Origin of the sequence: Escherichia sp. Lx600-2 (assembly GCF_036662595.1) — a bacterium.
Lineage (GTDB): Bacteria > Pseudomonadota > Gammaproteobacteria > Enterobacterales > Enterobacteriaceae > Escherichia > Escherichia coli.
Window position 1 is genome coordinate 1 of record NZ_JAYQWM010000003.1, and the last position, 25,536, is coordinate 25,536.

The following is a 25,536-nucleotide window of genomic DNA, read 5'->3' on the forward strand; positions in this document are numbered from 1 at the left end:
ATTACTACCCATATATAGCGCCTATAAAATTTAATAAATAATGACGCCCTAGTTAAACTTAAAGTGCCTGGTTCAACTATCAAAAATCGCTCACCCTTTTTCACCTGTTTAAAATATGTTCAGCAACCCATCTTGATGGCGACCTCCTCTCCGCGATGATTTCAATAACATATTCTGTGTTGGCATATGAAATTTTGAGGATTACCCTACACTTATAGGAGTTACCTTACAGGGGTTCCTTCAATTTGTGTTGATTTACGCGAGATAACGCTATGGAATTAAAGGATTATTACGCCATCATGGGCGTGAAACCGACGGACGATCTCAAGACAATCAAGACCGCCTATCGTCGACTGGCCCGTAAATACCATCCTGATGTCAGCAAAGAACCGGATGCCGAAGCCCGCTTCAAAGAGGTCGCTGAAGCCTGGGAAGTGTTAAGTGATGAACAACGTCGCGCTGAGTATGATCAGATGTGGCAACATCGCAACGATCCGCAATTTAACCGTCAGTTCCATCATGGCGACGGTCAGAGTTTTAACGCCGAAGATTTTGACGATATCTTCTCGTCAATTTTCGGTCAGCATGCCCGCCAGAGCCGTCAACGCCCCGCCACACGCGGCCACGATATTGAAATCGAAGTGGCGGTATTCCTCGAAGAAACGCTTACTGAGCATAAGCGTACCATTAGCTATAACCTGCCGGTTTATAACGCCTTTGGCATGATCGAACAGGAAATCCCGAAAACGCTGAATGTGAAGATCCCGGCAGGCGTCGGCAATGGTCAACGCATCCGCCTGAAAGGCCAGGGGACGCCGGGCGAAAACGGCGGTCCAAATGGCGATTTGTGGCTGGTGATTCATATTGCGCCACATCCGCTGTTTGATATTGTCGGCCAGGATCTGGAAATTGTGGTGCCGGTTAGCCCGTGGGAAGCGGCGCTGGGTGCTAAAGTCACCGTTCCAACACTGAAAGAAAGCATTTTGCTGACTATCCCGCCTGGCAGCCAGGCCGGGCAACGATTGCGCGTTAAAGGCAAAGGTCTGGTGAGCAAAAAACAGACCGGCGATCTGTATGCGGTACTGAAAATCGTGATGCCGCCGAAACCGGATGAAAACACTGCCGCGCTGTGGCAGCAACTGGCAGACGCCCAGTCGTCTTTTGATCCACGTAAAGATTGGGGGAAAGCATAATGGCTAATGTTACGGTGACTTTTACTATTACCGAATTTTGCCTGCATACCGGCATCTCTGAAGAGGAACTGAATGAAATTGTCGGTTTGGGGGTGGTTGAACCGCGTGAGATCCAGGAAACAACCTGGGTATTTGACGACCATGCCGCCATTGTGGTGCAACGCGCGGTACGTCTACGTCATGAACTCGCTCTGGACTGGCCGGGGATCGCGGTGGCGCTGACGTTAATGGATGATATTGCGCACCTGAAGCAGGAAAACCGCCTGCTGCGCCAGCGGCTTTCCCGGTTTGTAGCTCATCCGTGATGTGTGTTTGCCGGATGTGATGACGCATCCGGCAACTGCGCCATAATGCCTGATGCGACGCCTGCCGCGTCTTATCAGGCCAACAAACGACGTTATCTGTTTTGGTGGTCGCCCTCCACTAACACCAGCAATAACTGGCTTAGTGCCGCGTAAAAACCAAAGCTGTCATACTGATGGCAACGCGTAGCAAACTCTGGTAACCATTCCCGCAGCGCAGTCAGCGTTTTTTGCCGCAAACTGTCGATTCTTCGCGCAGGAACGGTCCCCTCTCCCAGCGAAAAATGCAGATGACTCAACAACTCGAGATAGATCGCCAGATGATCTGCCGGTTCGTTGAAATTGCCGCTGGTTTCCATCCCTGCCTCAACTAACAAGCGTTTAATCTCTTGCTCGTCCTGTTTGTAGGCCGATGCATACGGCAGCGCCGCTTGTTTGTCAGTCATCAGAAACAGGCCACAAAAGTCAGCGGCCAGTTCCAGACGGGCATCGTCACGTACTGTCAGAGTGGCAACACGGTTTTCCAGCTCATCCACCGCCGCAGTGAGCGGCGGTTCGCTTTTCAGCAACGAAAACCATTCAGCCATCTGCGCACTGGCGATTTGCGTCAGTTGTTCATCGTCCAGTTCACGGGAGAACAACTGCGCCAGCCAGGCGTAAACACAGGCAATCTGTTGTGCTGTCAGCGTGGTCATAATTTCACCTGCGACGCGGGAACATATTCGCACTGCGCCACCATCTCCACGGGGCCGTTAAACGCCGTTACCTGCTCCACTGTTCCGTTGTACTTCTCAATTTCCACCAGCGTAGTGTGCGCACTGGTCGCCTGCGCCAGCTGCGAAGTACCGATGTCGATGGTCAAGACGTTGGGGTTACCGTATTTGCACAGCGCACCAGGCTCGCCGCCTTTATCTGGATCGTACCATGCCCCTTCGTGAATTCGCGCCACGCCGGGTGCATAGCGGTCAGAAACGACTGCCCCTGCCAACACCTGACCGCGAGCGTTAAAGACGCGTACCACATCACCGTTACGAATACCGCGCGCGCTGGCATCCTGCGGGTTAATGAACACTGGCTCTTTACCCGCTACCGTATATTGCTGACGCAGAGTTTCCGACTCACATAACTGCGAGTGAAGTCGGAAATCCGGATGCACAGATTGCAGATGCAACGGATACGTCTGCGAGCCAGGCCCACCGTGGGAGCGTTCGATTTTCTCAAACCACATCGGATGCCCCTGACAATCGTCGTAGTTCATATCGGCGATGGTTTTCGAATAGATCTCAATCAGGCCACTCGGCGTGCCCAGCGGTTCAAGATCCGGATCTTCGCGGAATGCCTGGTGGCGAACAAACATCTGCGGATGGTCAAACTCGACGTACTCTTTGTTATTCCAGAAGTCATCAAACGCTGGCAGATGAACGCCGCGTCCTTTGCCTTGCTGAACACCTTCCTGCCAGATGCGTTTCAGCCAGCCCATTTCGTCCAGCCCTTCGGTAAAGGCTTCTTCGCGATTAAAGCGGCGGCACAGCTCGCGGAAAATATCAAAGTCGTTGCGCGCCTCGAACTGCGGCGGCACGACCTGTTTCATGGCGATAATGCCACGGTTGGAGTGGTTGCCGTACTGGTCGAGATCGTTACGCTCAAACTGCGTGGTCGCAGGCAGCACGATATCGGCAAAGCGGCAGGTTGAGGTCCACTGGTTATCTATGGCGATAACCGTTTCCAGCTTGCGCCAGCCTTCAATAATGCGGTTGATCTGCTGATGGCGATGGAATGGGTTAGTTCCGGCAAAAATACACATTTTCAGCGGCGGCAGTTTTACCGATTTACCGTTCCAGTTGATCACTTTCCCCGGTTCGAGGATCGCATCGATAAAACGGGCAATCGGAATGGTGCTGCTGTAGCCTTTGTAATCACTGTTGTCGTGAACAGGCGGAATCGACGTAGAGCCGGAGAAACCACTCAGAATAACGCCTTTACGCCCCGGCGTGCCTGCGCCGTTATAGTGCCAGCCAAAACCAAAGCCACCACCTGGCAGGCCAATTTGCCCCAGCATCGCCGCCAGAACCACAATCATCCACGCCCACTGTTCACCGTGCTGCATACGCTGTACGCACCAGCCAGCAATAATCTGCGTTCTGTTCGCCGCCATCTGCCGCGCCAGCCCACGAATGGTTTCGGCATCAATGCCGGTCAGTTTTTCAGCCCATGCGGCATCTTTCGGCTGACCGTCTTTCTCGCCCAGCAGATACGGCAGGAACTGCTCAAAACCCACACAGTAGTTAGCGAGGAAGTTTTTGTCGTACAGGTTTTCACTGTACAGCGTATGCGCCAGCGCCAGTTGCAGCGGCACGTCAGTTTGCGGGTTAACCGCAATGTGCTTCACATGCTCGCGCCCCAGATACTCATGGGTGGATGTAACAACCGGATCGATGCTAATGACCTCAATTTCACCGGCGGCGACTTTCGCTTTCAACTGCGCGTAATATTCATAAACATCGTGATCCGGGCACCACCAGTTCGCTTGCTGGTTTTTCAGCAAATCGGAGCCCCACAGCACAATGGTTTTGCTGTTCTGCAATACCAGCGGCCAGGAGGTTTGCTGTTCATACACTTCCATCGAACCGACTACGCGCGGCAGGATCACCTGCGCAGCACCAGTAGAGTAATCTCCGCCCGTACCAACGCTATTACCATGCAAGGCAATAGCTTTCGCCAGCATCCCCGAAGCGTTATGGAACATCCCCGTCGATTGCCAACCACTGGCGGTCAGCAAGGCACTCGGCCCGTGAGTTTTCTGTACGCGTTCCAGTTCTTCATAGAACATGTCGAGGGCTTCATCCCAGCTCACACGCACAAAACGGTTATCACCGCGCTGGGAGGTATCGCTGAGATGGCGCTTACGCAGCCAGTCCACGCGTACCATCGGATAACGAATACGCGCCGCGTTGTGTACGTGGTCCGGCAATCCGGCGATCATTTTCGACGGATATTTATCCAGTTCGAACGGTTTTGCCGCCACAAAGCGACCATCCTTCACCGTCGCGCGGATAGCCCCCCAGTGCGACCCGTTAAGAATGCCCTCTTTCGAGATAACAGCCTCGGTCGCCGCTTGCGCCGCAGTCGCACGGCGCGGCGTTAACAATGACGGCCCCAGCATCCCGGCGACGGTTAAGCCGCCGAGTTGTGCCAGAAAACGCCGACGTGATGCCTGAAAGAGATCGTTATTGTTCATTATTTTTCTTCCTTCTTATCGCCGTGAGCCTTACCTGCGGTGTCAGACGCATTCATTTGCAGATATTTCAACAAGGTGCGTTCTTCACGTTTATCGAGGCTGGTAAAGCCAATCATGCCGTTGAGCGTGCCAATCCAGCCGTTAGCGTCAAAGTGAGAGATTTCCGGTGCGCCGTGGCACTGGTTACAGGTGCCGTTGTACAACGAATCCGCATAAGCCCAGATCGGTTTGATATCGTTCACCATGTCACCTTTCTTCATCCACGCGGTGGCTTGCAACTTGCTCCACTCGGTATTGGTGTCGGCAACGGTGGTTTTCTCCAGCGTTTTTACCTGCTGCTGCACATCACCACGAATCGAGGCAACAAAGATGCGTTTACCTGGGAATTGGGTGAGTACACGCTGACGTCCGGCGCTTTCTGTCCAGCCGGTAATTTCAATTTGCAGCCAGTCGCCGTCACGTTTAAGGACTTTCACTTCCGAAGCAGGCAGCAGTGAACCAGACGCTTCTTTATCGCCTTTCGCCGCATAAATTGGCTTAATATCAATAGAGTACAGCGTGTCACCACTGTCATTAGCACTGGCGCGCAGCTCATCGAACTGCTTACGGAAGCCGCTACTCATATCCGGTAACTGGTGGGCAATACCTTTATGACAGTCGATGCAGGATTGATTATCTTTCGCTGCCACCTTCATCTGACGTGCCGCTTCAGGATGCTGCTTCGCATGATCCATCGCGTCGTAGTTATGGCAGGAGCGGCAGGTTGCCGAGTTGTTTTCTTTCATTCGTGCCCATTCACGCTCGGCAAGTTCCGCGCGTTTGGCTTCGAATTTTTCAGGTGTATCAATGGAGTGGGCAATAAAGGTCTGGTAGATATCGTTGCTCGCTTCCAGTTTGCGCTTCACCATGCCTGGAATATCCGGCGGGATATGACAGTCATGGCATTCAGCTCGCACGCCGGAGGCGTTCTGGAAATGCACCGACTGTTTATATTCTTCATACACCGGTTGCATACTGTGGCAACTGACACAAAATTCGGTTGTGCTGGTGACTTTGATCCCAACGTGTGGCAATACAATCAGCGCAATGCCAATCACAATCCCAATAGCGACCAGCGCCAGTACCGACCAACGAGCACTGGGTCGGCGTAGCGCGTTCCAGAGTTTCCGCATAATAGCCCCTGTAAAATTATGGTTTAGTGAAGCGATCTTAATGAGCAAATATGAACAGCGGCACTGGTCAGAATGAATGGCTTACGGCAGAATATGAACAGATATGAACAGAATGAGTAAAACCCTCTGATGCCACATCACATTGTTATTGTTGAAGATGAGCCGGTTACCCAGGCGCGATTACAATCCTACTTCACTCAGGAGGGGTATACCGTTTCCGTTACGGCGAGCGGTGCCGGGCTACGGGAAATTATGCAGAATCAGCCGGTGGATTTAATTCTGCTGGATATCAACTTGCCCGATGAAAATGGCCTGATGTTAACCCGCGCCCTGCGAGAACGCTCAACGGTGGGGATTATTCTGGTTACCGGACGCAGCGATCGGATTGACCGTATTGTTGGGCTGGAAATGGGCGCAGACGATTACGTCACCAAACCGCTGGAACTGCGCGAACTCGTAGTACGGGTAAAAAATCTGCTCTGGCGAATCGACCTCGCGCGACAAGCTCAACCGCTCACTCAGGACAACTGCTATCGCTTTGCGGGTTATTGCCTGAATGTGTCGCGCCATACGCTGGATCTGGATGGCGAGCCGATTAAACTGACCCGCGCAGAGTATGAAATGTTGGTGGCATTTGTGACGAATCCGGGCGAAATTCTCAGCCGTGAACGTCTGCTGCGTATGCTCTCTGCGCGTCGGGTGGAAAACCCTGACCTGCGCACCGTCGATGTGTTAATTCGTCGTTTACGCCATAAACTCAGCGCGGATTTACTGGTGACACAACATGGCGAAGGTTATTTCTTAGCCGCTGATGTGTGCTGATAAAAATAGACCGGACGAAATCCCCCCGGTGACAGCGAGCGGCGGATATGTTCTCGGTCGGCATTTTTCGGCGTCAGAACTAAAATCGGTGGGCTGACATTATCAGACACCGATTGCCCCTGTAACTGCCTGATGGCCTGCTCAACCGCCAGTTCCCCCTGCCAGACCATTTGATCGCTGGCAGCCATAATCACTCTTCCCCGCTTCAGCCCGCGATACACCTGATGTGAAAGATAAAACGACACCACGGTAAGCGGCGTTTTCAGGTTACGCCCTTCCCCCATTGCCGCCTCTGCCGCAATGGCCGTTCCGGCAACGACGTCGATTTCTGAATGGCGTTCCAGCATCTCCTGCAACAGGTTACGCTGGATTTCAATATCGTTATCACCAAGCGCAATATCAACAATACGCACCGGGCTTCCGGCAATGGCTGCGCGAAAACCCTCGACCATCTCCTTACTGCCCCCGGCGTTATCGGGTCCGGGCATCAACAGCACATTCAGTGGTTTACCGTGCGCCCATTGCACCAGATATCGCCCAGGTTGATAGCCCATCTGAAACCAGGGTACACCAACGCGGCTTTTCACCTGGGGAGCATCAATAGCATTTACCAGTTCGATCACCGGCAGACTTGCTACCTGATTTTGCAGATCGGGAAATGACGTCGTACTACTACCGAGCAAAATGGCCTCTGCGCCCCACTGTTTACACTGGTCGATTTGTGCTTGCTGGGTAGTCAACTGGCTGTAGCCGCCTGCCTCCAGCACTTTTAAATCCACACCGTAGCGGCGAGCAGCCTCCTGCATACCATAGTTCAACGATAACCAGTATGAATCTTTCAGGCTGGGATAAAGCGCGCACAGTTTCCATACGCGTTTGGCTTTAAGCGGCATAGAGGCTTGCACCGTGAAATGCTGCGCATCATGCCAGCGCAACAGGTTATCAGCCGAAAATGCCGGCAACATGAAAAGGGAAAGAAGTAAAAATAGCAGTACGCGCATGATAGCCTCATCAATAATAAGGCTTTATGCTAGATGCATTCCGCTTTGCGACTCAACATTTTTCACCTAAAGTGCACCGACCGTGAATTTAACCCTGACCCGAAGACTCTGGATGGGCTTTGCCCTGATGGCGCTGTTAACCCTGACCAGTACCCTGGTGGGATGGTACAACCTGCGCTTTATCAGCCAGGTGGAAAAAGACAACACTCAGGCATTGATTCCTACCATGAATATGGCGCGCCAGTTGAGCGAAGCCAGCGCCTGGGAACTTTTCGCCGCGCAGAACCTGACCAGTGCCGATAACGAAAAGATGTGGCAGGCGCAGGGGCGAATGCTCACCGCACAAAGCCTGAAGATTAATGCGTTGCTGCAAGCGTTACGGGAACAAGGTTTTGATACCACCGCTATTGAACAACAGGAGCAGGAGATCTCCCGTTCGTTACGTCAGCAAGGGGAACTGGTGGGGCGACGTCTGCAACTACGCCAGCGACAACAGCAACTCAGTCAGCAGATAGTCGCTGCCGCCGATGAGATCGCACGCCTGGCGCAAGGTCAGGCGAATAATGCGACAACTTCCGCTGGAGCGACCCAGGCCGGGATTTACGATTTGATCGAACAAGATCAGCGTCAGGCTGCTGAAAGTGCACTCGATCGGCTGATTGATATCGATCTTGAGTATGTTAACCAGATGAATGAACTGCGCCTTAGCGCTCTGCGGGTGCAGCAAATGGTGATGAATCTGGGGCTGGAGCAGATCCAGAAAAATGCACCAACGCTGGAAAAGCAGCTCAATAATGCGGTGAAAATTCTGCAACGTCGGCAAATACGCATTGAAGATCCGGGAGTTCGTGCGCAGGTCGCAACAACGTTAACTACCGTTAGCCAATATAGCGATCTGTTGTCGCTGTTCCAGCAGGACAGTGAAATCAGCAATCACCTGCAAACTCTCGCCCAAAATAATATCGCCCAGTTCGCGCTGTTTAGTAGCGAAGTCAGTCAGCTGGTCGACACCATTGAGCTGCGCAATCAGCATGGACTGGCGCATCTGGAAAAAGCCAGTGCACGCGGGCAATACAGCCTGTTATTGCTGGGGATGGTTTCACTTTGCGCACTGATTCTGATCCTCTGGCGCGTGGTTTATCGCTCAGTCACGCGTCCACTTGCCGAACAAACGCAGGCGCTGCAACGGCTGCTGGACGGTGATATTGACTCCCCTTTTCCGGAAACCGCTGGCGTACGGGAGCTGGATACCATCGGGCGGCTGATGGATGCGTTTCGCAGCAGTGTTCATGCACTGAATCGCCACCGCGAACAGCTGGCGGCGCAGGTCAAAGCGCGTACAGCTGAATTGCAGGAACTGGTGATAGAACACCGACAGGCACGGGCGGAAGCAGAAAAAGCCAGCCAGGCAAAATCGGCGTTTCTGGCGGCGATGAGCCATGAGATCCGCACACCGCTGTACGGTATTCTCGGCACCGCGCAACTGCTGGCAGATAACCCCGCACTTAACGCCCAGCGTGATGATTTGCGGGCGATTACCGACTCTGGCGAATCGTTGCTGACCATCCTGAACGATATTCTCGATTATTCGGCTATCGAAGCAGGCGGCAAGAATGTTTCGGTCAGCGATGAACCCTTTGAACCGCGACCGCTGCTGGAAAGTACCCTGCAATTAATGAGTGGACGGGTGAAAGGTCGCCCGATTCGCCTGGCAACGGCAATTGCCGACGATGTACCGACTGCGTTAATGGGCGATCCGCGGCGTATTCGTCAGGTCATTACCAACCTGTTGAGCAACGCCCTGCGTTTTACTGACGAAGGGCAGATCGTTTTACGTAGCCGTACTGATGGTGAGCAATGGCTGGTCGAAGTGGAAGACAGCGGCTGCGGTATTGATCCCGCGAAACTGGCAGAAATCTTCCAGCCATTTATTCAGGTAAGTGGCAAACGCGGCGGCACCGGGCTGGGGCTGACTATCAGTAGCCGTCTGGCCCAGGCGATGGGCGGCGAACTGAGCGCCACCAGCACGCTGGAGGTTGGAAGCTGTTTTTGTTTACGCTTGCCGTTACGTGTTGCCACAGCACCCGCGCCAAAAACAGCCAATCAGGCGGTGCGTCTGGACGGTTTACGTTTGCTGTTAATTGAAGATAACCCGCTAACCCAGCGAATTACCGTTGAGATGCTGAACACCAGTGGTGCGCAGGTTGTTGCTATTGGCAATGCCGCGCAGGCTTTAGAGATACTGCAAAATAGCGAACCGTTTGCTGCCGCACTGGTGGATTTTGATCTGCCGGATATCGACGGCATTACCCTTGCCCGGCAACTGGCACAGCAATATCCGTCGCTGGTTTTGATTGGCTTTAGCGCCCATGTCATTGACGAAACGCTGCGCCAGCGTACCAGTTCACTATTTTGCGGGATTATCCCTAAACCGGTGCCGCGTGAAGTGCTCGGTCAGTTACTGGCGCACTATCTCCAACTGCAAGCCAATACCGATCAACCGCTGGATGTATCGCAACTCAATGAAGACGCTCAGTTAATGGGGACGGAGAAGATCCACGAATGGCTGGCATTATTTACACAACATGCCCTGCCGCTTCTCGATGAAATCGACATTGCCCGCGCCACTCAGGATAGCGAGAAAATAAAGCGTGCCGCGCATCAGCTAAAAAGCAGTTGCTCGAGTCTGGGAATGCGTAGCGCCAGCCAGCTCTGCGCACAACTGGAGCAGCAGCCATTATCTGCCCCCCTTCCACACGAAGAAATTACACGCAGTGTTGCCGCTCTGGAAGCATGGTTGAATAAGAAAGACCTGAACGCGATTTGAATCAATATCAGCCAGTTAAGAATAACTAGAATAGTGGCATTTGGCATGCAACTTAACGGACTGGCAAAATCATGGCAGAGAAAAAAAGAACCCGCTGGCAGCGGCGGCCAGGCACGACGGGCGGCAAATTACCGTGGAATGACTGGCGCAATGCCACGACCTGGCGTAAAGCGACGCAATTCTTACTATTGGCAATGAATATTTATATTGCCATCACGTTCTGGTATTGGGTGCGCTATTACGAAACGGCAGGTAGTACGACATTTCTCGCCAGACCGGGAGGTATCGAAGGCTGGCTACCGATTGCCGGTTTGATGAATCTGAAATATAGCCTTGCAACAGGTCAGGTACCGTCCATCCACGCCGCCGCGATGCTGTTATTGGTCGCTTTTATCGTCATCAGTCTATTACTCAAAAAGGCCTTTTGTTCATGGTTATGCCCGGTTGGTACGCTTTCTGAATTAATCGGCGATCTCGGTAACAAACTGTTTGGTCGGCAATTTGTCCTTCCCCGCTGGCTGGATATTCCTCTGCGCGGCGTGAAGTATTTGCTGTTGAGTTTTTTTCTCTATATCGCGTTATTGATGCCCGCTCAGGCGATTCACTATTTTATGTTGTCGCCCTACAGCGTGGTGATGGACGTTAAAATGCTCGATTTCTTTCGTCATATGGGGACCGCGACATTAATCAGCGTGACCGTTTTGCTGATTGCCAGCCTGTTTATTCGCCATGCCTGGTGTCGTTATCTTTGCCCATATGGCGCGCTGATGGGCGTGATTTCGCTATTATCGCCGTTTAAGATTCGTCGCAATGCCGAAAGTTGTATCGACTGTGGCAAATGCGCAAAAAATTGCCCATCACGGATCCCGGTAGATAAATTAATTCAGGTACGAACAGTGGAATGTACCGGCTGTATGACTTGCGTAGAGTCATGTCCGGTAGCCTCAACATTGACCTTTTCACTGCAAAAACCTGCGGCAAATAAAAAAGCCTTTGCGTTGTCTGGCTGGTTAATGACGCTACTGGTTCTGGGGATTATGTTTGCGGTGATTGGTTACGCAATGTATGCGGGAGTATGGCAAAGCCCGGTACCGGATGAATTGTACCGACGCTTAATTCCACAAGCGCCAATGATTGGTCACTAAATTAGCAACAAGCGGAACATCACCTCGCACGGGTGATGTTCACAAAATCACATTATTTTGATTTTGACATCATAACTTTCAAGCCCGGTCATTTTTTCTCGTGCGGTGAAGCGAATTTCAGAGACTTCTTTCCCTGTATTCTTGTTCAGCTCGGCGATTTTTTGCGCGATAAAGTCGGCGATTTCCGTTTCGGCTTGTTTTTTTAACTCTTCAATATTCACTGTTAACCTCGTCTGGTCTTGAAAGACAGCAACACGCCAGTAAGGTGTTGGTTCCCGGTACCCTGGTCAGGTAAGAAATGTTATAAGCCATCTCCCCGAAAGATTCAATAATCAACAGGTTATCGCTTACTATACATACAGCGTTGAAGAAAAATAAGGCAGATATAAAAAAGGCTCCACGAGGGAGCCTGATATTATTTTGTGAAATCCAGCGGCGCATGGTCAGTGCGTATTTGCAGCGCGACGTTATCAAAGGTGATCATAGTCGATTTACAAAAAATACACTTAGCGCCCAAAGGGTTTCGCTCCGTCACATCGAATGCCGATGTACGGTACTGTGAACCATGACAACATGGACAGCGGAAATGGAGATGTTGAGTAATAACGGCAACCTTAGAGCGTAACAACGTTCGCTGCCGCGGGGCCACGTTGCCCCTGCTCAATAGAAAATTCAACTTTCTGATTTTCGTTCAGCGTGCGGAATTCATTGCTCTGGATGGCGGTGAAATGGACGAAAACGTCTTTGCTGCCATCATCAGGAGTGATAAAGCCAAAACCTTTATCTGCGTTAAACCATTTTACTAAACCAGTCATTTTATTAGACATATTTTACTTCCTTCATTTTGGGCCTTTCGGCAAACAGGGCTTTAATACAGAAACTACTTAGTGTTCAGGAGAGAGACTCAAAAGAAGGGGATAATGCCTGATAATGAGAACTGCTTTAGTAAACTACTTTATATGCTGTCTGTCTTTCAAACCGACGCAGCTATTAACGCATGATAATTGAGATTAAGCAAATTTTATTTTAGCCGTCCGGCGGTCTTAAATATCGCTGGCTTTATTTTATTAACCCCGTATAGTGCAGCGCAGTATTTTCAGTAAGGAATTTGTTTGTCCCGTAAAATGACAGGAATTGTCAAAACCTTTGATCGCAAAAGCGGCAAAGGATTCATTATCCCCTCCGACGGTCGTAAAGAAGTCCAGGTCCATATTTCCGCATTCACTCCCCGCGACGCAGAAGTGCTTATACCAGGATTACGCGTGGAATTTTGTCGCGTAAATGGCCTGCGAGGACCAACAGCGGCAAATGTTTATCTCTCTTAATATGACGCTGCTTGTTTAAAGCTGACTGGTTTTAATGGAATAGTTCAATAGTCAACACCATGCATTATAACGCAAGTTACTTTTTACCAGGAAACTAATCCATTTAACCGAATATCTCGGCAACTAATAGTTATAAATGCCACTTAACAGCCAGTTATAGTACCACTTGAAACTATATTACCAACAATAGTTAATAGCTTTCTTAACAATTTTCTTATCTTTAATTTGTATTTTTCTAAGATTTATCTTATGCACACAAGTCGTATTTCAAGAGGGAAATCGTCAACAATCTTATATTTCCCTCTGCGCGCCTTTCTCACCCGCTGTATATAGTGCAAGTGGTATGAGGAAAGGGAGATTTCACAAGGATGTTATACTCAAAGTAGACAATCCTGATCTCAAGCGTACGTATTGTCCATGCGATGAATAAAGGAAAAGTTATGAAACACAAGCTTTCTGCAATCCTTATGGCCTTCATGTTGACGACGCCAGCTGCGTTTGCTGCCCCTGAAGCAGCAAACGGGACCGAGGCAACGACGGGTACTACTGGCACCACAACGACCACTACCGGTGCAACCACGACGGCTGCTACCACTGGTGGCGTGGCTGCTGGCGCTGTCGGCACGGCGACAGTTGTCGGTGTGGCAACGGCTGTTGGTGTGGCGACGTTGGCAGTAGTTGCAGCAAATGACAGTGGCGATGGCGGTTCTCATAACACCTCAACCACCACGTCCACTACGCGCTAATTCTGCTTAAACGCGTCGAAATTAAAGTTAAATAATACCCGGTTGCGATATTCGTACCGGGCTTTAGAGATTTGCATTTTTTTAATTAACCTTTCAAGGATTAAAGGTGCGCCCTCTTATTTTATCGATTTTCGCACTATTTCTTGCGGGATGTACGCACAGCCAGCAAAGTATGGTCGATACATTTCGCGCCAGCCTTTTCGATAATCAGGATATCACCGTAGCGGATCAGCAGATCCAGGCGTTGCCTTATTCCACGATGTATTTACGCCTTAATGAAGGGCAACGAATCTTTGTGGTACTGGGATATATAGAACAAGAACAAAGCAAATGGTTATCCCAGGATAACGCCATGCTGGTTACCCATAATGGACGTCTTTTAAAGACCGTCAAACTTAATAATAATCTGCTGGAAGTGACAAATTCCGGGCAGGACCCTCTGCGTAACGCGCTGGCAATAAAAGACGGCAGCCGCTGGACGCGCGATATTCTCTGGAGTGAAGACAACCATTTTCGCTCTGCGACCCTGAGTTCCACTTTTTCCTTTGCTGGATTAGAGACGCTGCATATTGCGGGTCGCGATGTGCTGTGTAATGTCTGGCAGGAAGAGGTGACTTCCACGTTGCCAGAAAAACAGTGGCAAAACACATTCTGGGTCGATTCGACTACTGGCCAGGTTCGTCAAAGTCGGCAAATGTTAGGCGCAGGGGTTATTCCCGTAGAAATGACGTTTCTTAAACCCGCACCATGAATAAATTACAGTCGTATTTCATTGCCAGCGTACTTTACGTAATGACACCCCATGCCTTTGCGCAAGGAACGGTGACTATTTATCTGCCTGGCGAACAACAGACACTTTCCGTTGGCCCCGTGGAAAATGTTGTCCAGTTGGTGACACAACCGCAACTGCGCGATCGCCTCTGGTGGCCTGGTGCCTTGCTGACCGACTCTGCGGTGAAAGCTAAAGCGCTTAAAGACTACCAACATGTCATGGCACAGCTTGCTTCCTGGGAAGCAGAAGCTGACGACGATGTGGCGGCAACGATTAAATCCGTGCGCCAGCAGTTACTCAATCTCAATATCACTGGTCGCTTACCGGTCAAACTGGACCCTGATTTTGTACGAGTGGATGAGAACAGCAATCCCCCGCTGGTCGGGGACTATACGCTCCATACCGTACAGCGTCCGGTGACTATTACTCTGCTGGGTGCGGTTTCTGGGGCTGGGCAATTGCCCTGGCAGGCAGGCCGTAGCGTTACCGATTATCTGCAAGATCACCCCCGTCTTGCAGGCGCGGACAAGAATAACGTTATCGTGATTACGCCTGAGGGTGAGACTGTCGTCGCCCCTGTTGCCCTGTGGAATAAAAGACATGTGGAACCACCGCCTGGCAGCCAGCTTTGGTTAGGCTTTTCTGCGCATGTACTGCCCGACAAATATGCTGATTTAAATGACCAGATTGTGTCTGTTTTAACGCAACGTGTTCCTGACTGATGAAGAAGAATTCTTATCTTTTAAGCTGCCTGGCCATTGCCGTCTCCAGTGCCTGTCATGCTGAAGTATTAACCTACCCGGATCCGCTGGGTTCGTCGCAATCGGACTTTGGCGGCACAGGATTGTTGCAGATGACAAATGCGCGCATCGCACCGGAAGGTGAATTCAGCGTCAACTACCGGGATAACGATCAATACCGTTTCTACTCCACGTCCGTGGCGCTGTTCCCATGGCTGGAAGGCACCATTCGTTATACGGATGTGCGCACACGCAAATATAGCCAGTGGGAAGATTTCAGCGGCGATCAGTCATACAAAGACAAATCATTCGATTTTAAACTTCGCCTGTGGGAAGAAGGTTACTGGCTACCGCAAGTGGCGTTTGGTAAACGTGATATTGCTGGTACGGGTCTGTTTGACGGTGAGTATTTGGTGGCCAGCAAGCAAGCGGGGCCATTTGATTTCACCCTCGGGATGGCATGGGGCTACGCCGGTAATGCGGGCAATATTACCAACCCGTTTTGCCGGGTGAGCGATAAATATTGTCATCGCGCAGGGTCTCACGATGCGGGCGATATCAGCTTTAGCGATATCTTTCGTGGCCCGGCCTCCATCTTTGGCGGCATTGAGTATCAAACGCCGTGGAATCCCCTGCGTCTGAAACTCGAATACGACGGCAACAATTACCAGAATGATTTCGCTGGCAAACTGCCTCAGGCAAGCCATTTCAACGTCGGTGCAGTTTATCGCGCTGCCAGCTGGGCAGACCTCAACCTGAGTTATGAACGCGGTAACACGTTGATGTTTGGTTTCACTTTACGGACCAATTTCAACGATCTGCGCCCTGCCCTGCGCGATACGCCAAAACCGGCATATCAACCTGCGCCTGAATCTGAAGGATTGCAGTACACCACGGTAGCAAACCAACTTACCGCCCTGAAGTATAACGCGGGCTTTGACGCGCCAGAAATTCAGCTACGCGATAAGACGCTGTATATGTCTGGTCAGCAATACAAATACCGTGACTCTCGTGAAGCGGTCGATCGTGCCAACCGGATTCTGGTGAATAACCTGCCGCAAGGCGTTGAGAAGATTAGCGTGACGCAAAAGCGCGAGCATATGGCGATGGTGACTACCGAAACCGACGTAGCCAGCCTGCGCAAACAGCTGGCTGGTACAGCGCCTGGTAAATCAGAGCAACTGCAACAACAACGTGTTGAAGCAGAAGATCTTTCTGCCTTTGGTCGGGGCTACCGTATTCGTGAAGATCGCTTTAGCTACTCTTTCAACCCAACACTTTCACAATCGCTGGGCGGCCCGGAAGATTTCTATATGTTCCAGTTGGGGCTGATGTCCAGCGCCCGCTACTGGTTTACTGACCACCTGCTGCTTGATGGCGGTATTTTCACCAATATTTACAATAACTACGACAAGTTTAAGTCTTCGCTATTACCCGCGGACTCTACCCTGCCCCGCGTGCGCACGCATATCCGTGATTACGTTCGCAATGACGTTTATCTCAACAACTTGCAGGCGAACTACTTTGCCGACTTAGGCAATGGTTTCTATGGCCAGGTGTATGGTGGTTATCTGGAAACGATGTACGCCGGTGTCGGTTCCGAGCTGCTTTATCGCCCGCTAGATGCCAGCTGGGCGCTGGGTGTGGACGTTAACTACGTGAAGCAGCGTGACTGGGACAACATGATGCGCTTCACCGATTATTCCACGCCAACTGGTTTCGTGACGGCTTACTGGAACCCGCCGACGCTCAATGGCGTACTGATGAAACTTAGCGTTGGGCAATATCTGGCAAAAGATAAAGGGGCAACGATCGACGTCGCCAAACGCTTTGACAGCGGCGTGGCGGTAGGGGTATGGGCGGCAATCAGTAACGTATCTAAAGATGACTACGGCGAAGGCGGCTTTAGTAAAGGTTTTTATATCTCGATTCCGTTCGACTTGATGACCATTGGACCTAACCGCAACCGCGCGGTGGTTTCGTGGACACCATTGACGCGTGATGGTGGACAAATGCTGTCACGCAAATACCAGCTCTATCCAATGACGGCAGAGCGAGAAGTACCGGTTGGACAATAACCTGACGTAATTCATAACATTACATTGACTGATAAATATAAACCAATGAAAAAGAACATTTTTAAGTTTTCGGTACTGACATTGGCTGTTCTGTCTTTGACAGCATGTACCCTTGTTCCTGGTCAGAATTTATCGACCAGTAACAAGGATGTCATTGAACTACCTGACAATCAGTATGACCTGGACAAAATGGTCAATATCTATCCCGTCACGCCAGGATTGATTGATCAGCTGCGCGCCAAACCGATTATGTCGCAGGCTAACCCGGAGCTGGAGCAGCAAATCGCGAACTATGAATATCGTATCGGCATTGGTGATGTGTTGATGGTTACGGTCTGGGATCACCCGGAACTAACCACCCCCGCAGGGCAATACCGTAGCGCCAGTGATACCGGCAACTGGGTTAACGCCGATGGTGCGATTTTCTACCCCTATATTGGTCGCCTGAAAGTGGCCGGGAAAACACTTACCCAGGTACGCAACGAGATTACAGCGCGTCTGGATTCAGTCATTGAAAGCCCGCAAGTCGATGTCAGCGTCGCGGCGTTCCGCTCGCAAAAAGCGTACGTCACCGGCGAAGTCAGCAAATCGGGTCAGCAGCCGATTACCAATATTCCTCTGACCATCATGGATGCGATTAACGCCGCGGGCGGTCTGACCGCAGATGCAGACTGGCGCAATGTGGTGCTCACCCAGAATGGCGTAAAGACCAAAGTGAACCTCTATGCGCTGATGCAGCGTGGCGACTTGCGCCAGAACAAACTGCTGCACCCGGGCGATATTTTATTTATTCCGCGCAACGATGATCTGAAAGTCTTCGTGATGGGTGAAGTGGGTAAACAGAGCACGCTGAAAATGGACCGCAGCGGTATGACCCTGGCGGAAGCGCTGGGTAACGCTGAGGGTATGAATCAGGATGTCGCTGATGCGACGGGGATTTTTGTTATTCGTGCAACGCAAAACAAGCAGAATGGCAAAATCGCCAATATTTATCAGCTGAATGCGAAGGACGCATCGGCAATGATACTCGGAACGGAATTCCAGCTTGAACCTTACAACATTGTTTATGTCACTACCGCGCCGCTGGCTCGTTGGAACCGTGTGATTTCCCTGCTGGTACCGACGATTTCCGGGGTGCATGACCTGACAGAGACTTCACGGTGGATTCAAACATGGCCCAACTAAAATTTAACTCAATCCTGGTGGTTTGTACCGGCAACATTTGCCGTTCGCCCATTGGCGAGCGCTTGTTGCGTAAACGTCTGCCAGGCGTAAAAGTCAAATCGGCAGGTGTTCATGGTCTGGTAAAACACCCTGCAGATGCGACAGCAGCAGATGTTGCCGCTAATCATGGCGTATCTCTTGAAGGACATGCCGGACGTAAGCTCACTGCTGAGATGGCACGAAATTACGATCTGATTCTGGCAATGGAGTCGGAACATATTGCTCAGGTTACCGCAATCGCTCCCGAGGTCCGCGGGAAGACAATGCTGTTTGGGCAATGGCTGGAACAGAAAGAGATCCCGGATCCCTATCGTAAAAGTCAGGACGCATTTGAACATGTCTACGGTATGTTGGAACGCGCCAGTCAGGAATGGGCGAAGCGCCTCAGCCGGTAATTTGAGTTTATAAAATACGATGACAACTAAAAATATGAATACGCCACCAGGCAGCACTCAGGAAAATGAGATCGATCTGCTTCGTCTGGTCGGCGAGTTATGGGATCACCGTAAGTTTATTATCAGCGTGACCGCGTTATTCACCCTGATCGCTGTCGCTTACTCGCTGTTAAGCACGCCAATTTATCAGGCAGATACTCTGGTCCAGGTTGAGCAGAAACAGGGCAACGCCATTCTCAGCGGCCTGAGCGATATGATCCCTAACTCATCGCCCGAGTCTGCACCGGAGATCCAACTGCTGCAATCGCGCATGATTCTCGGTAAAACCATTGCTGAACTGAATCTGCGCGACATGGTTGAGCAAAAGTATTTTCCGATTGTGGGTCGCGGCTGGGCGAGATTAACCAAAGAGAAACCAGGTGAGCTGGCGATCAGCTGGATGCATATTCCACAACTGAATGGTCAGGATCAGCAACTGACACTCACGGTTGGGGAAAACGGCCACTATACGCTGGAAGGTGAAGAGTTCACCGTCAATGGTATGGTCGGCCAGCGTCTGGAAAAAGATGGCGTTGCGCTGACTATCGCGCATATTAAGGCCAAACCAGGAACACAGTTTGTCCTGAGCCAACGTACCGAACTGGAAGCGATTAACGCGTTGCAGGAAACCTTTACCGTTAGCGAACGCAGTAAAGAAAGCGGGATGCTGGAACTTACCATGACCGGTGATGATCCCCAGTTGATTACCCGTATACTGAACAGCATCGCTAACAACTATTTGCAACAGAATATCGCTCGCCAGGCGGCGCAGGATTCACAAAGCCTTGAATTCTTACAGCGCCAGTTGCCTGAAGTGCGCAGCGAGCTGGACCAGGCGGAAGAAAAACTCAACGTTTATCGCCAGCAGCGCGATTCGGTTGACCTTAACCTGGAAGCCAAAGCCGTTCTTGAGCAGATTGTGAACGTTGATAATCAACTCAATGAGCTGACCTTCCGCGAGGCAGAGATCTCCCAGCTGTATAAGAAAGATCACCCAACTTATCGTGCGCTGCTGGAAAAACGCCAGACGCTGGAGCAAGAACGCAAACGCCTGAATAAGCGGGTATCGGCAATGCCTTCCACCCAACAGGAAGTGTTGCGTTTAAGTCGTGACGTAGAAGCGGGCCGTGCGGTATATCTGCAATTACTTAACCGCCAGCAGGAGTTGAGTATTTCGAAATCCAGTGCGATTGGTAACGTGCGGATTATCGACCCGGCAGTCACTCAGCCGCAGCCAGTGAAACCGAAAAAAGCGTTGAATGTGGTGCTTGGTTTTATTCTTGGCCTGTTTATTTCGGTGGGTGCCGTGCTGGCGCGTGCGATGTTGCGTCGTGGTGTAGAAGCCCCGGAACAACTGGAAGAGCACGGCATCAGCGTTTATGCCACCATCCCGATGTCCGAGTGGCTGGATAAACGTACCCGTCTGCGTAAGAAAAATTTATTTTCTAATCAGCAGCGCCATCGTACTAAAAATATCCCCTTCCTGGCGGTGGATAACCCGGCGGATTCTGCTGTTGAAGCCGTACGTGCGCTACGAACCAGTCTGCATTTCGCTATGATGGAGACTGAGAATAACATTCTGATGATAACCGGTGCGACGCCAGACAGTGGTAAAACATTTGTCAGTTCAACTCTGGCAGCGGTGATCGCCCAGTCCGATCAAAAAGTGTTATTTATTGATGCCGACTTACGCCGTGGTTATTCGCATAACCTGTTTACCGTGAGTAATGAACATGGCTTGTCGGAATATCTGGCAGGTAAAGATGAGCTCAACAAAGTGATCCAGCATTTTGGCAAAGGAGGCTTTGATGTGATTACTCGCGATCAGGTGCCACCTAACCCGTCTGAACTGCTGATGCGCGATCGGATGCGTCAATTACTGGAATGGGCGAACGACCATTACGATCTGGTGATTGTCGATACGCCGCCGATGCTGGCGGTGAGCGATGCTGCGGTCGTGGGGCGCTCTGTCGGCACCAGCCTGCTGGTTGCGCGTTTTGGCCTGAACACCGCCAAAGAGGTGAGCTTGTCAATGCAGCGTCTGGAACAGGCAGGCGTCAATATTAAAGGCGCAATCCTCAATGGTGTGATTAAACGCGCCAGCACCGCTTACAGTTACGGCTATAACTATTACGGTTATAGTTACTCCGAGAAAGAGTAAAACTGAAGGTAAAGTGACCGGATGCGGCGTGAACGCCTTTTCCGGTCTACGCATTAGACAGTTCTTCGTTTGTCATCAGCCTCAGAGCATTCAGGTAGCTGAATGCTCTTTTTTATGCATTACAAACTGCACGCCGGTATGCGTGCTTCATTCACGATTTGCGTAAAACCGGCCAACGAACACATGCCCTGCGCATTTCGCTCTTCACATCCTGCCAGGGTCAGTTTCACCTCTCCGGGCGGCGTATTTAATGACAGCGGCGTTTTATCACGCATCTGCTGTAAAGTCTGGAAGACCAGCGAAACCTGAATCCACTGGCTGTTATCGCTTAGCCGACGCCAGCGTTCAAACACCAGTTCACCACCTGGCGGCGTGTTATCCGGCTGACCTGGAAGCGTCCAGTTGAGCTCCAGTGCGCCGCCGAGATTTGCCAGATTAGTATCGTGTCCGGCGATAAACAGCACTGAAGTGGGTAATGTCACACCATACGCCTGTTTTTGCGGTGGATGGGGCGTCAACGCTGTCATAATCAAATCCAACAACGGGGTGGCGCGGCTGCGGGCAACCTCTGGCGTGCGTTGTAGTAAATAAAATTGCGCGTTATGCAAACTTAGCAACGTGTTCCACTGGTGTGAATCAGTGATCCTTCCCCACCCCGGCTCCGGCATTCCCTGTGCCTGTTGCAGGAGAAATATTTCCGTCAGCATTGATGCGAGGCTTACCGCACCGGTTAATGAGACATTGTCGGCGCTCACCTTGAGTTCCGATGGTAATGCCTGCGTTAATGAACAGCTTTCGTCCTGTTTCTCACGGTTAAGGCACAAGTTTGATTGCGGGAAATTAAGCACCCGTTCCAGTTCGCGAAACGCCGTTTGCCGATGCCCGGTAAAGTCAGCAATTGACCCTCCTGCCCTGCTGAGGATCGCGTCAGTCACGTTCGCGTTATCCAGTTGGCAAACGCCAGTTTTTAGAGGATTAAATAACGGATCGGGACTGGACGTATCTGCCTGGGTATGTACGGTTATTGCACAGTCAGGTGCCAGCCCGGCGGCGAAGGCTTCGCCTGTTTTACGGGTACGCTCGTCGACATCAGCAATAATCGCGACCTGACCAGACTGCGGGCAGCCCTTTTTCGCCAGCAATCCGTCGGCTACCAGACGCTGGCGTTGGTAATGTCCGAGATAGGCGATTAGCTCACCACCGCGCGGTGTCAGCCAACCCAGTTTTACCGGCCAGGTTGGCCATGCGTCTGGGGTGACATCCTGCATCAGTTGCGTGGCCTTGGTTGGTGCACGCACACCATGACGACTGACAATCACCACACTTTCCAGCTTCAGTTCCGGCTCACTCTGAGCGAATGTAGATTGCGGGGTTAACGGAATCAGAAGAGATAAAAATGGGATCAAGATCGCTTTCATCGATATGTTTCCGCTTTTCATATCCGACATTATTGATTGCCTGATGCGACGCTAATGCGCCGCATCAGACTTACGTTCGTTAACTTTTCAATCGCGGGTCCAGCCATACCAACACAAGGGTGGAGAGCGAACACATCAACAAAATGCCGACGAACCAAAGTAAATACCACATTGTTCCTGCTCCTTAGTACAGCTCGTTTTCGTTACGGCGGAGAGTTTCTGTCGTCATGCGTCCCCACATTTTGTAGTAGCTCCAGAGTGTGTAGAGCAACACAATGGGCAAAAATATCAGCACGATTACCAACATAATGCTCAGCGTCAGCTGACTGGAAGTGCTGTCCCACAACGTCAGGCTGGAGATTGGACTCACGCTTGACGGCATGACAAAGGGGAACAGCGTGATGCCTGCCGTGAAAATCACGCCAAATTGCATCAATGATGCCATCAAAAATCCCCAACCCGGGCGACCACGATAAATCGCCATCACCGTCAGCAATGGGCAGAAGAACCCCAGTAGCGGGAAGATCCACAAAACGGGCGACTCGACAAAATTATTCATCCAGGCACCAGGTAGCACTGCCACCAGTTTCATTAACGGATTGGAAGGACCGTTAGCATCCTGGGCGAGCAGTACAAAGCCATCAATACCGACCCACAGCCAGTAACCCGCCAGCAAAAAGCACAGCATCACCAGTAGTGCGGCGCGTTTAGTCGCCAGCTGTGAACGCAGATGAATCACACCAACAGTTTTCAGTTGTAACCAGACGCCACCTTGCAAAATCACCATCCCAAGGCTGAGCAATCCGCACAATAAAGGGAATGGCGTCAGCAGTTGCCAGAAGCTGCCGAGATACTCCACGCGTAATTGCGGTGTGAAGGCAAACGGCACGCCGAGCAACAAGTTGCCGAAGGCGATACCGAAGACTACCGGCGGCACCAGACTGCCGATGACCAGACCGGCATCCCACATTTTACGCCAGCGTGCATCGGCGATTTTTCCGCGATAATCAAAGGCCAGCGGGCGGAAGAACAGCGAGCACAGCACCAGGATCATCGCCACATAAAAGCCGGAAAACGCCGCTGCATACACTCTGGGCCAGGCGGCAAATAATGCCCCACCTGCGAGGATCAACCAGACCTGATTGCCTTCCCAGTGCGCACCAACGCTATTAATCACTATCCGGCGTTCATCATCATCACGCGCCACCAGCGGCAGCAAACAGCCAATCCCCATGTCAAATCCGTCGGAGATCATAAAGACCACCAGGATCACGCCAATCAGCAGCCACCAGATGAAGCGCAATGTTTCATAATCAAACATGATTTTCTCCTTTACCCCTGTTGCTGCGTCGGTTGTTCACTCTGCATCGCGCTCGGCCCCAGACGGGCATATTTCTGCATCAGGTAGACTTCGGCGATTAAGAACAGGGTGTAAAGCCCTACGATCATGATCAGTGAGAAAGCCAGTTGTCCTGTGGTTAAGGCGGAGTGCGCGGAGTATGTCGGTAAGATGTCCTGTATCGCCCACGGCTGACGACCAAACTCGGTCATAAACCACCCGGCTTCAATCGCAATCCACGGCAACGGCAAACTCCAGAGCGCCATTTTCAGCACCCAGCGATGCTGGTCGATTTTGCCACGCAGCGTCTGGACAAGCGCAATAAGCATCACCAGTAGCAGCAGGGAACCACAGCCCACCATGATGCGGAAACTCCAGAATACCGGCGCAACCTGAGGTATCGCGCCACGCATCGCCGCCTGGTACTGTGCGGCTGTGACATGATTCATATCCGGCGCATAGCGGGAGAGCAACATGCCGTAGCCCAGGTCGCCTTCCAGCTCCCGGAATGCCTGCAACACATGCGGCTCACGATTGCCTTGCGATATTTCCTGCATTAACAGCCAGGCCATACGTCCGCGTTGCAAGCGTGGGTAGGTTTCAGCCATCAAATTCTTCAGACCCGGCACGGGTTTATCTAATGAGTGAGTGGCGAGGATCCCTAGCAGCGCGGGAATTTTGATGGCAAAGGCGTTACGCTCTTGATCCTGTTCCGGCCAGGCAACCACATGGAACGGTGCAGGTGCAGGTTCCGTTTGCCACTCCCCTTCCATCGCCGCCAGTTTTACCGGTTGTACTTGCGCGACTTCATACGCAGAACTGTCTCCGAGTTGCAGCGTGCCAATAATCGCCAGAGTACCGAAGACGGAACCGATGGCAAACGAGCGTAATGCGACATCGCGCTCCCGTCCGCGCAGTAAATACCAGGCGCTGATCGCCATAATAAACATGGCCCCGGTCACGTAGCCCGCCATTACGGTGTGCACAAATTTCACCTGGCTGACCGGGTTAAAGACCAGCTCGCTGAAGCTGGTCATCTCCATACGCAGGGTGTCGATATCAAAATGCGCACCGGTCGGGTATTGCATCCAACCGTTGGCATTCAATATCCACAATGCAGAGAGATTTGAACCGAACGCCACCAGCCACGTCACCAGCAGGTGCTGGTATTTATTCAGCCGTTGCCAGCCGAAGAAGAACAGCCCGACAAAGGTGGATTCGAGGAAGAAGGCCATTAATGCTTCCATCGCCAGCGGTGCGCCAAAAATATCGCCCACATAGTTGGAATAGAATGACCAGTTAGTACCAAACTGAAACTCCATGGTCAGGCCGGTAGCCACGCCAAGAGCAAAGTTGATACCGAAGAGCTTACCCCAGAAGCGCGTCATATCGCGGTAGATTGTTTTGCCGGTGACCACGTAAATGGTTTCCATGATAGCCAGCAAAAAAATCAGCCCCAGGGTAAGGGGTACAAATAAAAAGTGATACAGCGCGGTCAGCGCAAACTGCCAGCGCGATAAATCAATGACATCCCACATGCGCACTCCTGTAGGCGAAGAGAGAAAAATAACCCGATAATGGTAGATCTCCCTCTTTATC

25 protein-coding genes are annotated in these 25,536 nt (G+C 51.4%); 13 read left to right on the plus strand and 12 right to left on the minus strand.

Annotation, left to right across the window (positions count from 1 at the left end):
• The first annotated feature begins 272 nt into the window (after positions 1-272).
• Together cbpA and cbpM are read left to right on the plus strand one after the other, a co-directional pair.
• Complete coding sequence (gene cbpA / locus OQV04_RS01420; RefSeq protein WP_000420621.1) at positions 273-1,193, plus strand: curved DNA-binding protein; 921 nt, start codon at positions 273-275, stop codon at positions 1,191-1,193.
• Positions 1,193-1,498, plus strand: a complete 306-nt coding sequence (gene cbpM / locus OQV04_RS01425; RefSeq protein ID WP_000024560.1) for a chaperone modulator CbpM — start codon at positions 1,193-1,195, stop codon at positions 1,496-1,498. The genes cbpA and cbpM overlap by 1 nt, the downstream gene beginning before the upstream one ends.
• A gap of 92 nt (positions 1,499-1,590) precedes the next feature.
• Here the strand turns inward: cbpM and torD are convergent, their stop codons facing one another.
• From torD to torC, 3 genes are read right to left on the minus strand one after another with little or no spacing between them, the layout of a single operon-like run.
• Positions 1,591-2,190, minus strand: coding sequence for a molecular chaperone TorD (torD, locus tag OQV04_RS01430; protein ID WP_000209878.1), 600 nt, complete (start codon positions 2,188-2,190; stop codon positions 1,591-1,593).
• Positions 2,187-4,733 carry a trimethylamine-N-oxide reductase TorA gene (gene torA, locus OQV04_RS01435; RefSeq protein WP_032280687.1) on the minus strand — a complete coding sequence of 849 codons (2,547 nt, stop codon included), beginning with the start codon at positions 4,731-4,733 and terminating at the stop codon, positions 2,187-2,189. Before torA ends, torD begins: the two co-directional genes overlap by 4 nt.
• Positions 4,733-5,905, minus strand: a complete 1,173-nt coding sequence (torC, locus tag OQV04_RS01440) for a pentaheme c-type cytochrome TorC (RefSeq protein ID WP_001230244.1) — start codon at positions 5,903-5,905, stop codon at positions 4,733-4,735. Before torC ends, torA begins: the two co-directional genes overlap by 1 nt.
• A gap of 129 nt (positions 5,906-6,034) precedes the next feature.
• Between torC and torR the strand changes: the two genes are divergently transcribed.
• Positions 6,035-6,727, plus strand: a complete 693-nt coding sequence (gene torR, locus OQV04_RS01445; protein WP_001120116.1) for a two-component system response regulator TorR — start codon at positions 6,035-6,037, stop codon at positions 6,725-6,727.
• Here torR and torT read toward each other — a convergent pair.
• Positions 6,700-7,728, minus strand: a complete 1,029-nt coding sequence (gene torT, locus OQV04_RS01450; protein ID WP_032280684.1) for a TMAO reductase system periplasmic protein TorT — start codon at positions 7,726-7,728, stop codon at positions 6,700-6,702. The two genes, torR and torT, sit on opposite strands and share 28 nt — an antisense overlap.
• A gap of 82 nt (positions 7,729-7,810) precedes the next feature.
• Here torT and torS point away from each other — a divergent pair, with 82 nt between their 5' ends.
• Positions 7,811-10,555 (plus strand): TMAO reductase system sensor histidine kinase/response regulator TorS, encoded by a 2,745-nt coding sequence (torS, locus tag OQV04_RS01455; protein ID WP_332641589.1) that lies wholly within the window; start codon positions 7,811-7,813, stop codon positions 10,553-10,555.
• Positions 10,556-10,626: 71 nt separating this feature from the next.
• Entirely contained in the window at positions 10,627-11,700 is a 1,074-nt protein-coding gene (locus OQV04_RS01460; protein WP_032280681.1) for a 4Fe-4S binding protein, read from the plus strand.
• A gap of 47 nt (positions 11,701-11,747) precedes the next feature.
• On the opposite strand, the gene OQV04_RS01465 is transcribed toward OQV04_RS01460, so the two are convergent.
• Genes OQV04_RS01465 through cspG form a run of 4 tightly spaced genes read right to left on the minus strand, consistent with a single transcriptional unit; the run spans position 11,748 to position 12,527 of the window.
• Positions 11,748-11,921 carry a GnsA/GnsB family addiction module toxin gene (locus OQV04_RS01465; protein ID WP_001019197.1) on the minus strand — a complete coding sequence of 58 codons (174 nt, stop codon included), beginning with the start codon at positions 11,919-11,921 and terminating at the stop codon, positions 11,748-11,750.
• The gene (gene ymcE, locus OQV04_RS01470) at positions 11,911-12,141 is read right to left on the minus strand and encodes a protein YmcE (RefSeq protein WP_001323678.1); all 231 of its coding nucleotides are present in this window, start codon (positions 12,139-12,141) and stop codon (positions 11,911-11,913) included. Before ymcE ends, OQV04_RS01465 begins: the two co-directional genes overlap by 11 nt.
• Positions 12,116-12,304: a cold shock small protein YmcF gene (gene ymcF / locus OQV04_RS01475; RefSeq protein WP_071524879.1), complete on the minus strand. Its 189-nt coding sequence runs from the start codon at positions 12,302-12,304 to the stop codon at positions 12,116-12,118. The genes ymcE and ymcF overlap by 26 nt, the downstream gene beginning before the upstream one ends.
• A gap of 10 nt (positions 12,305-12,314) precedes the next feature.
• On the minus strand, positions 12,315-12,527 hold the full coding sequence (gene cspG, locus OQV04_RS01480) for a cold shock protein CspG (RefSeq protein WP_000066490.1): 213 nt from the start codon (positions 12,525-12,527) through the stop codon (positions 12,315-12,317).
• Positions 12,528-12,812: 285 nt separating this feature from the next.
• Here cspG and cspH point away from each other — a divergent pair, with 285 nt between their 5' ends.
• The 8 genes from cspH (at position 12,813) to etk (ending at position 21,180) form a co-directional block, all read left to right on the plus strand.
• On the plus strand, positions 12,813-13,025 hold the full coding sequence (cspH, locus tag OQV04_RS01485; RefSeq protein WP_000087763.1) for a cold shock-like protein CspH: 213 nt from the start codon (positions 12,813-12,815) through the stop codon (positions 13,023-13,025).
• 440 nt (positions 13,026-13,465) lie between these two features.
• The gene (locus OQV04_RS01490; RefSeq protein ID WP_001299283.1) at positions 13,466-13,771 is read left to right on the plus strand and encodes a threonine-rich inner membrane protein GfcA; all 306 of its coding nucleotides are present in this window, start codon (positions 13,466-13,468) and stop codon (positions 13,769-13,771) included.
• A 106-nt stretch (positions 13,772-13,877) separates the two neighbouring features.
• Complete coding sequence (gfcB, locus tag OQV04_RS01495) at positions 13,878-14,522, plus strand: lipoprotein GfcB (protein ID WP_032280675.1); 645 nt, start codon at positions 13,878-13,880, stop codon at positions 14,520-14,522.
• A complete protein-coding gene (locus OQV04_RS01500) occupies positions 14,519-15,265 on the plus strand; it encodes a capsule biosynthesis GfcC family protein (RefSeq protein ID WP_032280674.1) in 747 nt (248 codons plus the stop codon). Before gfcB ends, OQV04_RS01500 begins: the two co-directional genes overlap by 4 nt.
• On the plus strand, positions 15,265-17,361 hold the full coding sequence (locus OQV04_RS01505; protein ID WP_045176650.1) for a YjbH domain-containing protein: 2,097 nt from the start codon (positions 15,265-15,267) through the stop codon (positions 17,359-17,361). The genes OQV04_RS01500 and OQV04_RS01505 overlap by 1 nt, the downstream gene beginning before the upstream one ends.
• 45 nt (positions 17,362-17,406) lie before the next feature.
• Positions 17,407-18,546, plus strand: a complete 1,140-nt coding sequence (locus tag OQV04_RS01510) for a polysaccharide export protein (RefSeq protein WP_032280672.1) — start codon at positions 17,407-17,409, stop codon at positions 18,544-18,546.
• Positions 18,534-18,980, plus strand: coding sequence for a protein-tyrosine-phosphatase Etp (gene etp, locus OQV04_RS01515; RefSeq protein WP_000057871.1), 447 nt, complete (start codon positions 18,534-18,536; stop codon positions 18,978-18,980). The genes OQV04_RS01510 and etp overlap by 13 nt, the downstream gene beginning before the upstream one ends.
• A gap of 19 nt (positions 18,981-18,999) precedes the next feature.
• Positions 19,000-21,180, plus strand: a complete 2,181-nt coding sequence (gene etk / locus OQV04_RS01520) for a tyrosine-protein kinase (RefSeq protein WP_032280671.1) — start codon at positions 19,000-19,002, stop codon at positions 21,178-21,180.
• A 119-nt stretch (positions 21,181-21,299) separates the two neighbouring features.
• On the opposite strand, the gene appA is transcribed toward etk, so the two are convergent.
• The 4 genes from appA to appC all read right to left on the minus strand — a co-directional run bounded on the left by appA (position 21,300) and on the right by appC (position 25,475).
• Positions 21,300-22,598 carry a bifunctional acid phosphatase/4-phytase gene (gene appA / locus OQV04_RS01525; RefSeq protein ID WP_032280679.1) on the minus strand — a complete coding sequence of 433 codons (1,299 nt, stop codon included), beginning with the start codon at positions 22,596-22,598 and terminating at the stop codon, positions 21,300-21,302.
• Between the two features lie 79 nt (positions 22,599-22,677).
• Complete coding sequence (gene cbdX / locus OQV04_RS01530) at positions 22,678-22,770, minus strand: cytochrome bd-II oxidase subunit CbdX (RefSeq protein ID WP_000270305.1); 93 nt, start codon at positions 22,768-22,770, stop codon at positions 22,678-22,680.
• A 12-nt stretch (positions 22,771-22,782) separates the two neighbouring features.
• A complete protein-coding gene (appB, locus tag OQV04_RS01535; protein WP_000460777.1) occupies positions 22,783-23,919 on the minus strand; it encodes a cytochrome d ubiquinol oxidase subunit II in 1,137 nt (378 codons plus the stop codon).
• Positions 23,920-23,930: 11 nt separating this feature from the next.
• Positions 23,931-25,475 (minus strand): cytochrome bd-II oxidase subunit 1, encoded by a 1,545-nt coding sequence (gene appC / locus OQV04_RS01540; protein WP_000263563.1) that lies wholly within the window; start codon positions 25,473-25,475, stop codon positions 23,931-23,933.
• Positions 25,476-25,536 lie beyond the last annotated feature (61 nt).

Excerpts from the sequence above, each read along its gene's own strand:
- OQV04_RS01505 (WP_045176650.1), top strand. The coding sequence starts at position 15,265 with ATGAAGAAGAATTCTTATCTTTTAAGCTGCCTGGCCATTGCCGTCTCC.
- appA (WP_032280679.1), bottom strand. The coding sequence starts at position 22,598 with ATGAAAGCGATCTTGATCCCATTTTTATCTCTTCTGATTCCGTTAACC.
- OQV04_RS01460 (WP_032280681.1), top strand. The coding sequence starts at position 10,627 with ATGGCAGAGAAAAAAAGAACCCGCTGGCAGCGGCGGCCAGGCACGACG.
- appB (WP_000460777.1), bottom strand. The coding sequence starts at position 23,919 with ATGTTTGATTATGAAACATTGCGCTTCATCTGGTGGCTGCTGATTGGC.
- cbpA (WP_000420621.1), top strand. The coding sequence starts at position 273 with ATGGAATTAAAGGATTATTACGCCATCATGGGCGTGAAACCGACGGAC.
- OQV04_RS01510 (WP_032280672.1), top strand. The coding sequence starts at position 17,407 with ATGAAAAAGAACATTTTTAAGTTTTCGGTACTGACATTGGCTGTTCTG.
- cspG (WP_000066490.1), bottom strand. The coding sequence starts at position 12,527 with ATGTCTAATAAAATGACTGGTTTAGTAAAATGGTTTAACGCAGATAAA.
- OQV04_RS01490 (WP_001299283.1), top strand. The coding sequence starts at position 13,466 with ATGAAACACAAGCTTTCTGCAATCCTTATGGCCTTCATGTTGACGACG.
- OQV04_RS01500 (WP_032280674.1), top strand. The coding sequence starts at position 14,519 with ATGAATAAATTACAGTCGTATTTCATTGCCAGCGTACTTTACGTAATG.
- cbdX (WP_000270305.1), bottom strand. The coding sequence starts at position 22,770 with ATGTGGTATTTACTTTGGTTCGTCGGCATTTTGTTGATGTGTTCGCTC.
- torT (WP_032280684.1), bottom strand. The coding sequence starts at position 7,728 with ATGCGCGTACTGCTATTTTTACTTCTTTCCCTTTTCATGTTGCCGGCA.
- torA (WP_032280687.1), bottom strand. The coding sequence starts at position 4,733 with ATGAACAATAACGATCTCTTTCAGGCATCACGTCGGCGTTTTCTGGCA.
- etp (WP_000057871.1), top strand. The coding sequence starts at position 18,534 with ATGGCCCAACTAAAATTTAACTCAATCCTGGTGGTTTGTACCGGCAAC.
- cbpM (WP_000024560.1), top strand. The coding sequence starts at position 1,193 with ATGGCTAATGTTACGGTGACTTTTACTATTACCGAATTTTGCCTGCAT.
- ymcE (WP_001323678.1), bottom strand. The coding sequence starts at position 12,141 with ATGCGCCGCTGGATTTCACAAAATAATATCAGGCTCCCTCGTGGAGCC.
- etk (WP_032280671.1), top strand. The coding sequence starts at position 19,000 with ATGACAACTAAAAATATGAATACGCCACCAGGCAGCACTCAGGAAAAT.
- torR (WP_001120116.1), top strand. The coding sequence starts at position 6,035 with ATGCCACATCACATTGTTATTGTTGAAGATGAGCCGGTTACCCAGGCG.
- torC (WP_001230244.1), bottom strand. The coding sequence starts at position 5,905 with ATGCGGAAACTCTGGAACGCGCTACGCCGACCCAGTGCTCGTTGGTCG.
- torD (WP_000209878.1), bottom strand. The coding sequence starts at position 2,190 with ATGACCACGCTGACAGCACAACAGATTGCCTGTGTTTACGCCTGGCTG.
- appC (WP_000263563.1), bottom strand. The coding sequence starts at position 25,475 with ATGTGGGATGTCATTGATTTATCGCGCTGGCAGTTTGCGCTGACCGCG.